The 16,971-nt window shown below is 34.3% G+C and carries 10 protein-coding genes; 5 read left to right on the top strand and 5 right to left on the bottom strand.

From position 1 onward, the window contains the following. The 4 genes from WBN21_RS08205 to fsa form a co-directional block, all read left to right on the top strand. Positions 1-1,189, top strand: a 1,189-nt coding sequence (locus WBN21_RS08205; RefSeq protein WP_424199209.1) for a sulfatase/phosphatase domain-containing protein, incomplete at its 5' end; no start/stop codon positions are given. A gap of 39 nt (positions 1,190-1,228) precedes the next feature. Further along, positions 1,229-3,061: a family 43 glycosylhydrolase gene (locus tag WBN21_RS08200; RefSeq protein ID WP_424199207.1), complete on the top strand. Its 1,833-nt coding sequence runs from the start codon at positions 1,229-1,231 to the stop codon at positions 3,059-3,061. Positions 3,062-3,308: 247 nt separating this feature from the next. Beyond that, complete coding sequence (locus tag WBN21_RS08195) at positions 3,309-5,357, top strand: transketolase family protein (RefSeq protein ID WP_424199205.1); 2,049 nt, start codon at positions 3,309-3,311, stop codon at positions 5,355-5,357. 10 nt (positions 5,358-5,367) lie between these two features. Beyond that, entirely contained in the window at positions 5,368-6,024 is a 657-nt protein-coding gene (gene fsa, locus WBN21_RS08190) for a fructose-6-phosphate aldolase (RefSeq protein WP_424199203.1), read from the top strand. A gap of 98 nt (positions 6,025-6,122) precedes the next feature. On the opposite strand, the gene WBN21_RS08185 is transcribed toward fsa, so the two are convergent. From WBN21_RS08185 to WBN21_RS08165, 5 genes are all read right to left on the bottom strand, one after another. Further along, a complete protein-coding gene (locus WBN21_RS08185; RefSeq protein WP_424199201.1) occupies positions 6,123-6,833 on the bottom strand; it encodes a hypothetical protein in 711 nt (236 codons plus the stop codon). Then, complete coding sequence (locus WBN21_RS08180) at positions 6,833-10,168, bottom strand: alpha-amylase family glycosyl hydrolase (protein WP_424199199.1); 3,336 nt, start codon at positions 10,166-10,168, stop codon at positions 6,833-6,835. The genes WBN21_RS08185 and WBN21_RS08180 overlap by 1 nt, the downstream gene beginning before the upstream one ends. 109 nt (positions 10,169-10,277) lie before the next feature. After that, entirely contained in the window at positions 10,278-11,660 is a 1,383-nt protein-coding gene (locus WBN21_RS08175) for a SusF/SusE family outer membrane protein (RefSeq protein ID WP_424199197.1), read from the bottom strand. Positions 11,661-11,678: 18 nt separating this feature from the next. Further along, on the bottom strand, positions 11,679-13,226 hold the full coding sequence (locus tag WBN21_RS08170) for a RagB/SusD family nutrient uptake outer membrane protein (RefSeq protein ID WP_424199195.1): 1,548 nt from the start codon (positions 13,224-13,226) through the stop codon (positions 11,679-11,681). A gap of 12 nt (positions 13,227-13,238) precedes the next feature. Continuing rightward, the gene (locus WBN21_RS08165; protein ID WP_424199193.1) at positions 13,239-16,349 is read right to left on the bottom strand and encodes a SusC/RagA family TonB-linked outer membrane protein; all 3,111 of its coding nucleotides are present in this window, start codon (positions 16,347-16,349) and stop codon (positions 13,239-13,241) included. A gap of 252 nt (positions 16,350-16,601) precedes the next feature. Between WBN21_RS08165 and WBN21_RS08160 the strand changes: the two genes are divergently transcribed. Next, the coding region (locus tag WBN21_RS08160; protein ID WP_424199191.1) for a LacI family DNA-binding transcriptional regulator at positions 16,602-16,971 on the top strand (370 nt) is incomplete at its 3' end.

Below are 16,971 nucleotides of genomic sequence, written 5' to 3'. Positions count from 1 at the left end.
TTACAATCCCGATTTTATATCCATTAACCAAACCACTAAAATTGCTGATACTACCAGAATTGAAGGTTATGCAACGGATATTATTACTGAAGAAGGCCTAACATATTTAAAAAGTGTCAAAGATTCTGATAAGCCTTTTATGCTCATGTTGCAGCACAAAGCACCACACAGAAATTGGATGCCAGCATTACGTCATGCAAATTTATACGATGAGATTAAATTTCCTTTACCTAAAACATATTTTACAAATCACGAAGGCTCTTTAGGTTCCAAAGAACAATTGCAAACCATTTATAAAGACATGTACGAAGGTCACGATTTAAAAATGACCAAGAAGAAAGGAAGCCCGGAATTAGCGTGGAACCCTTGGACAACCGATTTTGATAGGATGACAACAGAACAACGTGCCGCTTGGGACAAAGCATACCAAGCTAAAAATGATGCGTTTCACAATGCAAATCTTTCCGGAAAAGCATTAGCAGAATGGAAAGGACAACGGTATTTACAAGAATATTTAGGAACTATAGCATCTGTTGATGAAGGTGTAGGGCGTGTGTTAGATTATTTAGAAGAAAACGGTTTGGCCGAAAACACGATTGTTATTTACACCACAGATCAAGGATTTTATTTAGGTGAAAAAGGATGGTTTGATAAACGTTATATGTATGAAGAATCTTTAGCAATGCCTTTGTTGGTAAAGTATCCAAAGGTTATAAAACCTGGAACTGTCATTGAAGATTTAACACAAAACCTCGATTTTGCTGAAACTTTTTTAGATTACGCTCAAGCCGAAATTCCAAAAGATATGCAAGGTAAATCGTTGCGACCACTACTAGAAAACACGTTTAATAAAAATGAGGATTTTAGAAATGGGGTGTATTACCATTATTACGATTACCCAGCATTTCACATGGTGAAAAAACATTATGGTATCAGAACAAAACGTTACAAACTCATGCATTTTTATGATGATATTGACACTTGGGAATTGTATGATTTGGAAGAAGATCCAAATGAAATTCATAATCAAATTGATAATCCAGATTATGATGATGAAGAGATGCAATTAAGAGCACAATTAATCGCACTTCAAAAACAATACAAGGTTACAGATGAGGAATTTGAACAAGCGCCAAAGCAAAGTGTAGAAGGTGCTTTCAAGCAGTTTAAAAGATTAAGAGGGCTTTAGGGTGTCAAACCAATTTGGCAAAAAACGAAACAAATAATTATGAAAAAAATATTCATTCTTACTTCAATTTTACTAGTATTTTCATGTAACAACACGACTGAAAAGGCAGAAGTGAATGCCAAATCAAAAGATAATTTAGAAAATCAAACCTATATCAACCCTTTAGATATAGACTATACTTATATGGTTTACAATTCTAGCAGAAATCAATCCTATCGCTCTGGTGCAGATCCTGCTGTTATTGAATTTAAAGGCGAATATTATTTGTTCGTAACACGTTCTTTTGGGTATTGGCATTCCACCGATTTGGTTAACTGGAAATTTATTAAACCGCAACAATGGTTTTTTGAGGGAAGTAATGCGCCAACAGCCTTCAATTATAAGGATTCGTTAGTGTATTTTGCTGGTAATCCTGCAGGTTACGGAAGTATACTTTACACAGACGATCCGAAAAGTGGAAAATGGTCACCAACAGCTTCAATCTCCAATAATATTCAGGATTCGGAATTGTTTATTGACGATGATGGCAAGACATATTTATACTGGGGATCTTCGAATTTACATCCACTAAAAGTAAAAATAATGAATAAAGACGATCGTTTTTTAGAAACAGGCGTTAAAAAAGAATTGTTCAATCTTAATGAAGAAGCGCATGGATGGGAACGCTTTGGCGAAAATAATTTTCACCCAACCCTAAAAGAAGGCTATATGGAAGGTGCCTCCATGACAAAGCATAACGGGAAATATTATTTACAATATGCTGCACCTGGTACACAGTTTAACGTCTATGCAGATGGCGTTTATATAGGTGAAACACCACTTGGGCCATTCACCTACATGAAAAATAATCCTATGAGTTTCAAGCCGGGCGGGTTTACAAATGGCGCTGGACATGGAATAACCGTAAAACAAACCAACGGACAATATTGGCATTTTGCAACCATGGCACTTGCTTCTAATGCGCAATGGGAAAGGCGGTTGTGCATGTTTCCTACCTATTTTGATGATGAAGGTTTAATGTACACCAATACTGAATATGGAGATTATCCGCATTTTGGTGCGAACCATCCAACAAAAGCTGGCCAGCATAATGGATGGATGTTGCTTTCATATAAAGGAAAAGTAACCGTGTCCTCTTCGTTGAAGCAAATAATGAAATTTACAGCGAATGATGACGAAGTTCAAGTCACCGAATTACCTATCGAGAACGATGCGGCTGGTAATATTATGTCTAAAGTATTAACCGATGAAAACCCAAAAACTTTTTGGGTTGGAGAAGCTAATAATGATAAGCAATGGATAACTATTGAAATGCCAAATCCCGGAAACATCCACGCCTTTCAGCTAAATTTTCATGATTATGAATCTGGAATTTACACACGTGTGGAAGGTTTAAAACATCAATTTACCATTGAAGCTTCAGAAGATGGCACCAACTGGCAAACCATAGTTGATAGGAGCAAAAGTGAAAAAGATTCGCCAAATGCTTACATAGTTTTAGAAAAACCTGTGGTTGCCAAGTATGTTCGTTATAACAATGTGGAAGTGCCAGGTGCAAACTTTGCCATGTCTGAGTTTAGAGTGTTTGGGTTAGGATTAGGAAATAAGCCAGAAAAGGTTTCAGAATTTGAAATTAAACGAGAAACTGACCGAAGAGATGCCTCGTTTTCGTGGAATCCAGTAGAAGGTGCTCAAGGGTACAATATACGTTGGGGAATTGCAGCAGATAAATTATATCAATCTTGGTTGGTTTATGATACCAATATACATTTTATGCGTTGTTTAGATCGAGATACGCCTTATTATTTTACTATTGAAGCATTCAATGAAAACGGCATTTCGGAAAAAAGCGCGGTTTTATTCATCGAGTAATTAAAGCTAGTAAATATTTGCAACTTCTATTATTTAGGTTTTAAGTTCGCTTTTTAAATTAAAACAGTCGTTTTTCTTAATAAGTGGCACTAAATAGATATTAACATCTGTTATTAAATAATTTTGGCATTTAGTAATCCCTTACGGCTTAAAGATTATATATTTGCAAAAACGTATGTATTTGAATGTGTTTTGCTATATAAATACTACGTTTTGAAGCCATTAAATATAAATCATAATTAAAAAAATGAACAAAGACATTAATTTACAAGCAGCAGATAATATTAGAGCATTAGCTGTCGCTATGGTAGAAAAAGCAAATTCGGGTCATCCAGGTGGGCCCATGGGAGGTGCAGATTTTATGCACATTCTATATTCTGAATTTTTTAATTATGATCCATCAGATATGGGTTGGGCATTTAGAGACCGTTTCTTTATGGATGCAGGCCACTTATCTACTTTAATGTATGCACAATATTATCTTTTAGGAAATTATGCTAAAGACGATGTTGCGAATTTCAGACAATGGGGTTCAATCACACCAGGTCACCCAGAAGTTGATGTTGCAAGAGGAATCGAAAACACATCTGGTCCTTTAGGACAAGGTCATACTATGGGTGTGGGAGCTGCAATTGCTGCTAAGTTTTTAGGTGCAAGATTTGGCAATTGGATGAATCATAAAGTTTATGGTTTTATTTCTGATGGTGGTATTCAAGAAGAAATATCTCAAGGAGCAGGAAGAATTGCGGGTCATTTAGGACTGAATAACTTTATTATGTTTTTCGATTCTAATGATATTCAATTATCAACATCTACAGATGAAGTAACAAGTGAAGATACTGCTGCTAAATATGAAGCATGGGGATGGAAAGTGGTAACAATTGATGGTCATAACCACGATGAAATAAGAAAAGCATTAAAAGATGCGAACAACGAAACTGAAAAACCAACGCTTATTATTGGAAAAACCATAATGGGGAAAGGTTGTGTAACTGCTGATGGTAGTATGTTTGAAGGTTACTGTGAATTACACGGTCAACCAATTGGACATACAGGAGCAGATTACGAAAAGACCTTGTTGAATTTAGGTGCAAGCGTTGAAAATCCATTTGATATTTTTGATAATGTAAGTGCTTTTTATAAAAACTTAGTTACAGAAAAAACAGCAAAAGCAGCTAAAAAGAAAGCTGTGATTAATGCTTGGAGAAAAGATAATAACGCATTAGCAAAAAAATTAGATTTCTTCTTATCTGGGAAACTTCCAGAATTAGATTTTGAATCTATTGCCCATAAAGCAGGATTAGCTACGAGAGCAGCATCTTCAAACGTGTTAGCTTATTTAGCTGAAAATGTTGAGAACATGATTGTTTCTTCAGCAGATTTATCTAATAGTGATAAAACGGATGGATTCTTAAAGAAAACCCATGCACTTAAAAAAGGTGACTTTAGTGGGTCATTTTTACAAGCAGGTGTTGCAGAATTAACCATGTCTTGTATTGCAAATGGTATTGCCTTACACGGTGGATGTATTCCTGTTGTAGCAACGTTCTTTGTGTTTTCAGATTATATGAAACCAGCTATTCGTTTAAGCGGTATTCAAGAATTAGGTGTGAAATATGTATGGACTCATGATGCCTTTAGAGTAGGCGAGGACGGACCAACGCACCAACCTGTTGAACAAGAAGCGCAGATTCGTTTATTAGAAAAACTAAAAAACCATAGTGGTAAAAATAGTTTCTTAGCGATGCGTCCTGCAGATTCTGCTGAAACAAGTGTTGCTTGGAAAATGGCTTTAGAAAATACTAATTCACCTTCAGGTTTAATCCTTTCTAGACAAGGAATTAAAGATGTTCCTGCTCAAGGGAAATCAAGATATCAAGAGGCTTTAGCAGCTCAAAAAGGTGGGTATTTAGTAAAAGAAGTTGAAAATCCAGATGTGGTGTTAATTGCTAATGGTTCTGAAGTTTCTACATTAATTGCCGCAGCAGAAATCTTAGAATCTCAAGAAGGATTGAAGGTTAATATCGCTTCAATAATATCTGAAGGTGTATTTAGAAATCAGTCTAAAGATTATCAAAATAGTGTGATTCCTAAAAACAAACCATTATTTGGTTTAACAGCAGGACTTCCAGTAAACTTAGAAGGTTTAGTTGGTGATAATGGAAAAGTATTTGGATTATCCCATTTTGGATATTCAGCACCAGCATCAGTTCTAGATGAAAAGTTTGGGTTTACTGGCGAAAAAGTTAGCAAACAAGTATTAGAGTATTTAAACGAATCAGTTTTAACAAAATAAATTAAGCGATATGAAATTTTTTATAGATACAGCAAACCTTAATGATATTGCAGAAGCACAAGCTTTAGGAGTTTTAGATGGTGTAACCACAAATCCATCTTTAATGGCTAAAGAAGGTATTACAGGTGCTGATAATATTATAGCGCACTACCAAAAAATTTGTGATTTAGTAGACGGAGATGTAAGCGCAGAAGTGATTTCTACGGATTTTGAAGGCATGGTTGATGAAGGTGAAATGCTAGCCAGTTTACATCCTCAAATTGTTGTTAAATTACCAATAATTGCAGATGGTATTAAAGCATGTAAATACTTTTCAGATAAGGGTATTAAAACAAATGTAACCTTAGTTTTTTCTGCTGGTCAAGCTCTTTTAGCGGCTAAAGCAGGAGCAACTTACGTATCTCCATTTATTGGAAGGTTAGATGATATTTCTACTGATGGTTTAAACCTTATTGCAGAAATTAGACAAATTTATGATAACTACGGATTTGAAACTCAAATTTTAGCAGCATCAGTTCGTCATACCATGCACGTTATTGATTGTGCTAAATTAGGAAGTGATGTTATGACTGGGCCATTATCTTCTATAAAAGGCTTATTGAAACATCCATTAACAGATATTGGTTTAGCTAAATTTTTAGAAGATTATAAAAAGGGGAATCAATAATCTGATTTAAATTATAAAAGATATAATTAAAAAGCATCTCAATATTTTGAGATGCTTTTTCGTATAATAGATATGGTTCAACTAAAACATTAATTCACTCAGTTTATTTTGAATTGAAATATTTCAGATTCAGAATTATTATTTTGGGAATCTTTAGTAATTACGCGCCAGTAGTAGGTGTTACCACTAGTTACATTTACAGATAAACTCATGGACTCTACGGTACCTTGATTATTTTCTGGTGGATTAACTGTTCCAAAAAGGATGTCGTATTCTTTAATATCGCTATCAACGTCCGTTCCAGACCACTGTAAAGATACGCTCATCGTTACACTAGATAATGATGTTCCCATACTTGGGTTTACTAATTCAGCAGGAAAAGGAGCGTATGCAGTTGCAGCTTCACCGGCGTTGTAAAACTTCCAAGTAGGACTTTGAGCAGTTTCCGTTCCAGAATTTTTAGAAATAATAAACCAAGAATATGGCGTAGCTCTCAACACCTTGATTGTTAATTGAGAACTAGAACTGCTGTAATTGCTCGTTGTTTGTGTCTCTAGATTTTTTAGGACTAAATCATAGGTTTCAGCGTTTAAAGCATCGCTCCAATCAAAGGTCACATCACTTTCGGTACTCGTAAAATTAGAGCCTTCTGTGCATTCTGAATTTTGATTTGGAAAACTTAAGCTAGCTGCAGCAGGAGGGTCTATAACTTTTGGGTCCGGGTTATCATCGCTACTACTGCCACTACAATTAAATACTGCTAGCGATAAAAATGAACCAAACATTAAAAATTTGAATATATTTTTCATTATTTCTTAATTATTTTAAAACTCCTTTTTTGATTCTTAGTTTGAACATGTAATATATAAATGCCTTTAGAGAAATTAGAAGTATCAATGTTTAAAACATTTTTGTTAGTCTCATTTGAGTAAACATGTCTTCCTAAAATTGAATACATTTTCACAGATGATATTTCAGAATTCAAATCACCTAAATATACTTGTAAATTATTATGGGTTATTGGATTAGGAAAAACAGACATTTCCATCCCTGAGTAAATAACCTCTTCATATTTACCTTGACAATCCTTTTCTCCTGTAACACGAATCAAATTGCTTCCTGCTAGTAATTCTAAATTAATAGATGATTGTGAGGTTAGAAATGTTTTATCATTGTGAATTATTGTATAAGTGGAGCTTCCGCTCATTTCTAATTGTATAGACTTTTTATCATTTGAAGTCTTGGATAAAACCGATAGATCTTCAGGCTCTGTTAGTGTGATTTTAAAACATTGTTCGTAATCAGACTGCCCATCGACAGAAATACAAATTTTGTATTCTCCAGCCTCTAAATTGTCAACGGAAAAATTAGAAGTAAAATTACCGGAAGTATTAATGCTGTTGCCAACAATATTTATTAAATAATTTAAATTTTCATTCGCGGAAACATTTATACTACCGTTGTTGCTGTTTCTGCATGTTTCGGAAATTATTTGTAACGCAAAATTATTTGCATCTAAAGTAAATACTTCACATCCGTTAACATCTACCGTTGCGCCAAAAGGTGTATTGCTACAATTGTCATTGTCATTTAAAACGCCATCGCCATCTATATCATTTGGATCAACTACAGGTTCTGATCCGTATACTCTATATTCACCTGCTGCTAATTCTATTGTTGACGAAAGGTTAGTAACTTCAAAAGTGCTATTATTTTTTAATAAATTATACCAAGTTCCAGTTGCATTAAAGTTAGGCTGAATCGATTTTGCCGTAACATCGAAATTTGCAATAATTACTACATTAAAACCTCCAGCATTATCATATAAATTTATTCCCTTTACAAGGCCACCAACATTTAAATTAAAATTATTTGTATTAAATGTAGAAGGGAATTGCTTTTTTAAAGATATCATTTTAGCGGTTACATTGTATAAGTCCAATCTATCTGAATCATTATCATAACCAAGTGTCCATGCTACAGGTTTTTTATCTAACCTACAAGAACCATCAGTAATATCCGTTTCACAATTGATGCTTTTATCGTAACCAAGTTCTCCAAATTGCCATATCATTTTTGGCCCAGGAATACCGTAAAAAATTACTGAGGCGGCTTCCTGCCTATCTAAGGCCGTTCCTAAATCTTTTACATTATACTCACCGTTTGTATTACCGTAAGCCAAGTTTTTTACCATTAAACGCTCTTCGTCATGGCTCTCCATGTAACCTACTACATTCGGATTATTCCAGCCTCTATTTTGATATGATAACCATGATATATCCGAGTCCGACGCATATCCCATAGTATTTTGGTTAAAACTGTGATTTAAATTGCCCCAAAGCATAATACCGTAATTTGCTAATTCAGTCTCTTCACTATTATCAGATAAATGCTCAAAAATCACATAAGCTTCATTACCTGGATCCTGAGACCAAACATGATCGGCAAATGCTTTTAAGTTTTCAATACGTGAAGCATCATAAGCACTTGCCCAATTGTCTGTTCCACTATATATTGTATTCGAAAGCCCTTTTGTAAAATCAAAACGGAATCCATCAATTTTATAATCATTCATCCAAAAACTCAACACATCATTAAAAAAGTCAACCGTATAAGTTGATTCGTGATTAAAATCATAACCCCAATGTGCGCTTGTATTATCAACTAAATTATGATTTTCGTTGTAATATGGACTATCTGAAGCCGGTCTATTATTTGTGCTGTCCCAATACATCTGTAATAATGGTGACTGACTATATGAATGATTAAAAACTACATCAGAAATTACTGCGATACCTCGTTCGTGGCACTCATCTACAAACTCTTTTAAATCATTATTTGTTCCATATGCCTTATCTAAAGCCATGTAAAATGATGGGTTGTATCCCCAACTATCATTGCCCTCAAATTCATTAACAGGCATTAATTCTATAGCTGTCACTCCCAAGTTATGTAAATAATCCAAACGCGTAATGGCTTCTTGAAAAGTACCACTAGCTGTAAAATCTCTTATTAACATTTCATAAATGACCACATTCTCTTTGTCAGGTCTTGTAAACGAAGTGTTTTGCCAAGTATAATCCGTTTCGTTGATTTTAAAAGTTGAAACTATTCCTGTTGTTTTACCAGTAGGGTAGGTCATTAAACTTGGATAAGTAGAATCAGGGATATATTGATCGTTATTTGGGTCTAATACTTTTCTTGAATAAGGATCTGCAACTTTTATAGAATAATCAATGTAGTATTGATATGCATACTCTGTATTGGCATCTAATCCTGAAACGGTTGCCCAAAACAGATCGCCATCTTTTTTCATTTGATAAGCTGCATCTAATGTCCAGCTATTAAAACCACCAATGAGGAAAATATCAGTTTTGTTAGGCGCTTCAAGAACAAATGTTACGGTACCATCACCATTATCATTAAACCCTTTGGAAACACCAGCTGGCAATGTTTGGTTTTGAGTTGCAGTTTTTACATAAACAGAAACTTCGTCTTGTTTAGTTTCGCCACCTTGATTAGCAGTAGCCTCAATAATATGAATTCCTGTTGACGTAAATGTATAGGACGTCGAAATTGCCGCTGCATTAGTTACTGTTTGTACTGAAGTGTTATTCACTTTTATTTCTAAATCAGCATTTATGCTTGAAGCAGCACTTATAGTAATATTATCATTTAAATCATAAACAGATTCGTTTTCAGGATTTGTTATCGATACGTTTAGGCCATCTGCATATATAGGAATAAAAATATCGGGTGAAGTTTGCGCATCTCCTGCGCTGTTTCTAAAAACGATAGCGATATCTGTGACAACTTCTCCAGTAGTAGTACCGTAAAAAGTTGGTATATCCGGTGAAATAGCTAATTCGTAAGTATTAGTTCCTGTTCTAGTTAATTTAGGTTGTGAGGTGTTGCTTCCCCAAGATCCAATAACATGTTTCCAATCAGAACTACCAGAAGAAGCCGTAGTTAATACTCCCGTATGCGCATAAACATCACCTGTGTAACCATCTAATCCAGTACCTGAGGCATCAAAGAATATTGTAATAGGAGTGGTTTCTGTTGGTATTTCTGGCGATGTTGTCACTACTTGAGCGTAGCTTAATGTAGACGCAATCAATAAAAGCAAGTATAGTTTCTTCATGATATTATTTTTTTAAAAAAATATGTAATGCATAGTTTTTTATAAATAAAAGGCTGTTTATAATAGTACAAACAGCCTTTTAAAGATATATATATAAATTTAATTTATACTATTCAATTGTATAGGTTGGATTATCAGGATTACTAAAATCTAAAGTAATATCATAAATTCCAGCTGTTACATTAATATTATTTTCATTCTCAGTATCCAAAATGCCATCTCCAGTTAAATCACCATAATTAATATTAGGTGAATCCCAACTATCATTAGTACGAAATTTTAATTGACCATCAAGAAGTGTCATACCATTTAAAGTCCAAACTCCTGGATTTGCAAAATCTGGATTAAATTTGGTGTCAGGACCATCCCAGGAATTAGGAGTAGCAGATCCTACAGCACCCCAAATCAGAGTTTCTTCAATAGAATATTCTAAAGTTTTAAAGTCTACTGTAACTAGATAATATCCTGCAGTAACATTTATATTATTTTCATTCTCAGTATCAAGAACGCCATCACCAGTTAGGTCACCATAATTAATATTCGGAGAGTCCCAACTATCATTCATTCGAATTTTTATTTGACCATCTACAAGTTGTACTACTGTTTTGAATGTATCTGTGTTATAATCATAGGATAACTTAACATCTGGTCCATCCCAACTATTCGGTGTTGCAGAACCAACTAGACCCCAATAAAATTCTTCAATTGTATAAGAATTGTCGTTCCAATCGATAGTTATTTTATAAGTACCCGAAGTAACATTAATGTTATTTTCATTCTCAGTATCAAGAATACCATCTCCGGTTAGATCACCATAATTAATGTTAGGGGCATCCCAGCTATTGTTTTGTCGGAATTTAATTTGCCCGTCAACCAAATTAGCATAAGCTACAATAACGTTATTCTCACTTGTTGTGTAGAATGGAATATCTGGACCGTCCCAACTATTAGGTGTAGCCGAACCTACAATACCCCAATCAGAAATTTCTATTCCAGCACCACCGCCACCTTCAACTATTTCTGGTAAAACAACAGTAAGTTCTTGAATTGGTGAATATGTTGGAAGCCCTTCAGTACCAACAAATCCTTTTACCCTGAAGTAAAGGGTGCCAGTATTTGGCAAATCAGTATTTGGGTCATTATCTAATCCAGCAGCTTCAGCAAAACCAAGCATGGCACCAATGGTAACTGCAAGTTCGTTTCCATCTGTAGTTCCTACCGTAGTGGCATCAGTAAAGTCGCCTAAAATTGAATTTTCTAATTCGTAAGTGACATTGGTTGGTACACCAAAATTGGCATCTTGCCAAGTAAAACGTTCACCTAAATTATTAGATGCCGCAACTGTTAATACATATTCATCTAAAAATGAGTTAGAGAAGGTTATACCTTCAGCAGGTTCTTGGGCTGTGAATACTAAGTCATCATCCTGATCACAAGCAGAGAAGCTAATGAACGCTATTAATAAGAGTGATAAAAGTTTTATATTTTTCATAATCGTTTAGTTTTAGTTTTAAAATCCTGGGTTTTGTGTTAAATTCGGGTTAGCTTGTAAAGCTGACGATGGAATAGGGTATAAGTTATAAGTTGCAGGTATTGAAGTACCATCTTTTACGCCACCTTTCCATGGCCATAAATAGGATCCTCCGGTAAATTTCCCAAAACGAATAAGGTCTGTACGTCTGTGACCTTCTAAGTTTAATTCTCTTCCGCGTTCATCAATAATAAATTGTTCAGTTAAATCGGTTTGAGAAATCGTACTTGCATTTGATCTTTCACGAACTTCGTTTACGTAATTAACGGCGGTTCCCATATCTGTGCCTGCAGCTCCTCGAACAGCACATTCTGCATACATTAAGTAAGCATCAGCAAGTCTGAATAAAGGGAAATCTGTTGGAGAGAAACTTGATGGTAATGACGATCCAATAAAGTTTGTATTTCTAAATTTTATAGAAGGGTAACCATCAATCCACTTTTTATAATCATCCATTTCGAAGTTATGACCTTCAGTCCAAAATAATTTGGCTCTATCATCAGTCGATGTTCCTAAATCACCAAATAAACCGTACCAAGCTTTGCTTGATCTATGACCACCCCAACCTTCAGTTGCTCCAAATTGAGCTAAAGGCGTTGTGTCGGCATTTAAACTTCCATTTACAATATAGGTGGTGTTACCATAACTTTGGCTTACTTGAGCATCGGCAATTAATGGGAATATAATTTCAGTTGACGAATCATTATCAGCAGAAAATATACTAACAAAATCGTTTGCTAACGAATAAGGACCTTCCGTAATTACTTTATTAGCAAATGAGGCTGCATCAGCATATCGAGGTGTTCCTGTATAAACTTCAGCATTTAAATATAGTTTTGCTAATAACATCCTAGCTGCTCCTTTGGTTGCTCTTCCGTACGTATTTGTTGGTGGTAATATAGATTCAATTTCTAATAATTCAGATTCAACAAAATCAAATAATTCTTGGCGTGATGCTTGCGGTAAAGATTCTGTTTGTCCTACAGTATCTTCAGTTGGAATAACACCTTTTCCGAAAACATCAATTAAATAATAGTTAGCCAAAGCCCTAATAAATCGTACCTCAGAAATAATCACCTCTTTGTTTTCTACTTCGACATTAGGGAGTATAGAAAGCAAGTTGTTACATTGTGGAATAGTGAAGAAAATTCTGTTGTATAAATATCTAAAGAATTTATTGTCTGGAGTCCAATCTGTTGTAGTTGTTAATTGGTCCAATCCATTATCTCCCCATCTATTTTTCATGGCATCTGCTGCAAAATCTTGTAGATTTACAATACCTCTTAGAAAAGGCGATTCTCCAGGATCATCGCTAATATCTGAACTTCCAGCGCCATCGGCACCCGAAAGAGCAAACGAACCATAAAGTCTAGATAATATACCTTCAACAGCTTGTGGGTCTTTTGCTAATAGTTCATCTAATGATAATTCTATTAATGGTTTTGTATTTAAATCATCTGTACAGCTAATATTAACAGTAAAGATTACTACTAAACCAAATAGTAATTTTAAAATTTTATTTTTCATAATTTTCATAGTTTAAAAATCAATATTAACACCTAAATTATATACCGTTGCTCTAGGATAGAAGTTGTTGTCAATACCCGAGAAATTCTCAGGATCTTGTCCTGAATAATTTGTAATTAAGAACGGGTTATTAACAGCACCATATATTTTCAGCGTTGCGTTTTTTATAACATTACTAAGTGTGTGGCCAAGTACAATATTCTCACATCTTAAGAATGATGCACCCTCAAGAAAATAATCTGAATATTGGATAGGATCCACAATATCAGTAAATACTGGATTTGCTGCTCCATTAAAGAAATTTAAGGTATTGTTAAATGAATTACCATCTAAAGATAATGCATTTTCAATTGCACCATGTGTTAAACGTCTTGAGTTATAAACTTCCCCATCAAACTGACCTCTAAAGCTTGCGCTAAAATCCCAGTTTTTGTAATTCATGTTAAATCCTAAACCAAACGTCCAGTTAGGTTGAATGGCTCTATAATATCTATCAGCTTCAGTTATTCTACCATCATCATTTAAATCTACAAAAGATCCTAAAATAGGGTCGCCAGCAGTATCATATACTTGTTTTAATACCCAAGCCGAACCTGCTTGTTGTCCCAAAGCGTGTCTTAAAAGGAAATTTCCAGTTCCAATAGGTAAGTTACCACCGGCAGAAATTTGCTGAGCACCCTCTAAATCGGTTACTTCTGTAAAGTTATAAGATAAATTCCCATTTAATGATAAGTTAAAATCTTCATTCTTTATAGGGTTTAAATTTAAGTTTAACTCAAAACCTTTACTTTCTGTATCACCGACATTTTGTATTAAAATATCTGATAATGCTTGACCTGGAGGTACATTTGTAGCTACTAATAAATCTGTAGTTTTTCTTTTGAAAATATCAAAAGATCCAGATAAAATACTGAAATGAAAAAAGTCAAAATCTACACCTAAGTTATAGGTTGTTGATTTTTCCCAAGTTAAATCTGGGTTAAATTCTTTAGCATTATATAGATTTACACCACCTAAATATTGACTTTCTGGAGATCCTATTTCAAATAATGGAATAGAAGGGTAAAAACCTAATGAAGAAATATCTTGTTGTCCAGTTTCACCCCAACCAAACCTTATTTTAAAATCGTTAACAAAGTTTACGTCTTTTAAGAAACTCTCTTCTTTTGCTTTCCAAGCTATTGCAGCTGAAGGAAAATAACCCCAACGATTATCTTCTGTAAAGAATGAAGAACCATCGGCTCTTAAAGAAGCCGTAAGGAGATATTTGTTATCTAAATTGATATTGGCTCTCCCAAAGAAGGACTGAAGATTTAATTCGTTAAAATATCTATTGTTTGGATTTAGTGGATCTACATTTGGTATTCTTTGACCACTAACAGGATCATTTTCATATTCATCTTTATTACCATCGTTTTTGAAATTTTGGTATGAATAACCTGCTTGAACATCAAAATTGTTAAGGAAGGATTCCTCAAATTCCTTTCGGTATGCTAGGTAAGATTCCATCGTAACATTTGTAATATGTTGTCTTTCACCAAAACTTTTTCCAGAGTTAAATATGTATGTGCCCGCAGGAACACTTGTATCTGGTACTAGTGTATATGAATTGATCGCGTTTTGTGCGAAAGATTCTTCAATCTCAGCTCTTGAAGCTTCTAGGCCTAAATTTACAACAGCGCGTAATTCAGGTAAAAAGTGCATTTTATAGTCCAATTCAATGTTACCAAGTAAACGATTTACTTTTTCAGGACGAGATCTTTGAAGTAAAACTCCTAATGGGTTACCAGCTCCAATTTTGGCATTAGGATCATTAGGGTTGTCCGATGCTTGTAATTGCTGATAGAAACCGCCAAAAATTGAATTACTATCATAAATTGGTTTTGTAGGATCCATTGAAATTGCACCACCAAGAGCAGCACCATCATCAATTGAATTTTTATCTACAACAGTTCCTTTAGCATTAATGTCTACTTTTAAATGGTCATCAAAAAACTTAGGTGTTAATCTTAATGACGCCGTAATTCTCTCATAGTCATTTGTTTTTACAACACCTTCAGTTTCATTATATCCAATAGAGGCTCTAAAAGGAACTTTTTTTAATAAGTTAGCTCTTACACCAAAATTATAATCCTTAGTAACAGCAGTTCTATAAATTACATCTTGCCAATCTGTATTGTAAATTTGACGTTGGATAGGATTTCCATCCGCATCTGTCAAATCAACAATGTAACTTGGTTGGTTTGAATCTACGCTGCCAACTGGTACACCTAAAGCGCTTAAGTTATCTGGGAAGTATGTTTGAGCAAAAGTTACAAACTCATTTCCATTCATAACTTGAACTTGGTCGCTAGAACTAACATTGCTTAAAGAGGTTCTTGCAGAAAAATTATATTTAGCTTCTCCTGAAGTTCCTTTTTTAGTTGTTATAATAAGTACACCGTTGGAGGCACGAGAACCATAAATAGCGGTTGCAGATGCATCTTTAAGTACACTAAAACTTTCAATATCGTTTGGGTTAATCAAACTTAATGGGTTGCCCACACCAGCTACACCACCGTTATCTAATGGTACACCATCAATAACAATTAAAGGTGCATTATTACCAGAAAGGGATGAACCACCTCTAATTCTAATATTCGGTGCAGCATCTGGTTGTCCACCAGCGCTAGTAATTCTAACACCCGCAGCTTTACCTTGTAACAATTGATCTGGAGATACAACTGCACCTTGGTTAAAGTCTTTTGATGAAATAACATCAACGGCACCAGTTAAATCTTCTTTTTTAACACTACCATAACCAATGATAACGATCTCATCTAATTGTGCCGTATCTTCGATTAATTGGGCATTAAGGGTTGCTTGTCCTGTATAAGTCATCTCTAAAGCTTGATAACCAACATAAGAAAACACAATGATGTCGCCATTTTTTACTTCAATACGGTAATTCCCATCAAAATCTGTTGCGGTTCCATTAGAGGTTCCTTTAACAACAACATTGACACCCGGAAGTGGAAGGGAAGTTGATTGTTCTGTTACTGTTCCCGTTACTGGTGTTTGTCCAAATATATAGACGGGCGCCAACAATAGAAAAAACAGTAAACTATTAATAATAGTCTTCATACAAATTAGTTTAATTAATAAGTTTTTTTTAGTTCGATTATATTTTCACTTCTCAACGGCAAAATTATATAAACAAACTGTAAACGAGCTATTAAATATTATGAAATATTTTACGAAAACGTTTTCGTGTTGACAACTTTTTAGATATTTTCGTTTAAACTGAGAAAAACATAATTTATTATGCCTCAAATAATCTGAAATCTTCATTATTAACAACTGAATAATTTCTATTTTTGACTGAATATAAGATTTATGAAGAGAAAAATCACATTAAAACAAATAGCAAAAGAACTAGATGTTTCTGTGTCAACAGTTTCCAAAGCTTTAAGTAACAGCAAGGAAATAAGTGAGGATACGACTCAAAAAATTCAGGCGTTTGCAAAACTTTATAACTACAAGCCTAATAACATTGCCCTTAGTTTAAAGAATAGAAAAACTAAAACTATAGGGATTTTAATTCCTGAGATTGTTCATCACTTTTTTTCAACAGTAATTCGAGGTATAGAACGCGTTGCCAATCGACGAGGATATAATGTTATTGTTGGACTGTCAAATGAGTCCTTTACCAAAGAAATTATTAACATGGAAATGCTTGCTAATGGAAGTATTGATGGGTTTATAC

It is taken from the genome of Algibacter sp. (assembly GCF_049667265.1).
Taxonomy (GTDB): Bacteria; Bacteroidota; Bacteroidia; order Flavobacteriales; family Flavobacteriaceae; genus Algibacter_B.
Note: the sequence above shows the minus strand (reverse complement) of the source record. Positions and strands in the feature narration are given on the sequence as shown.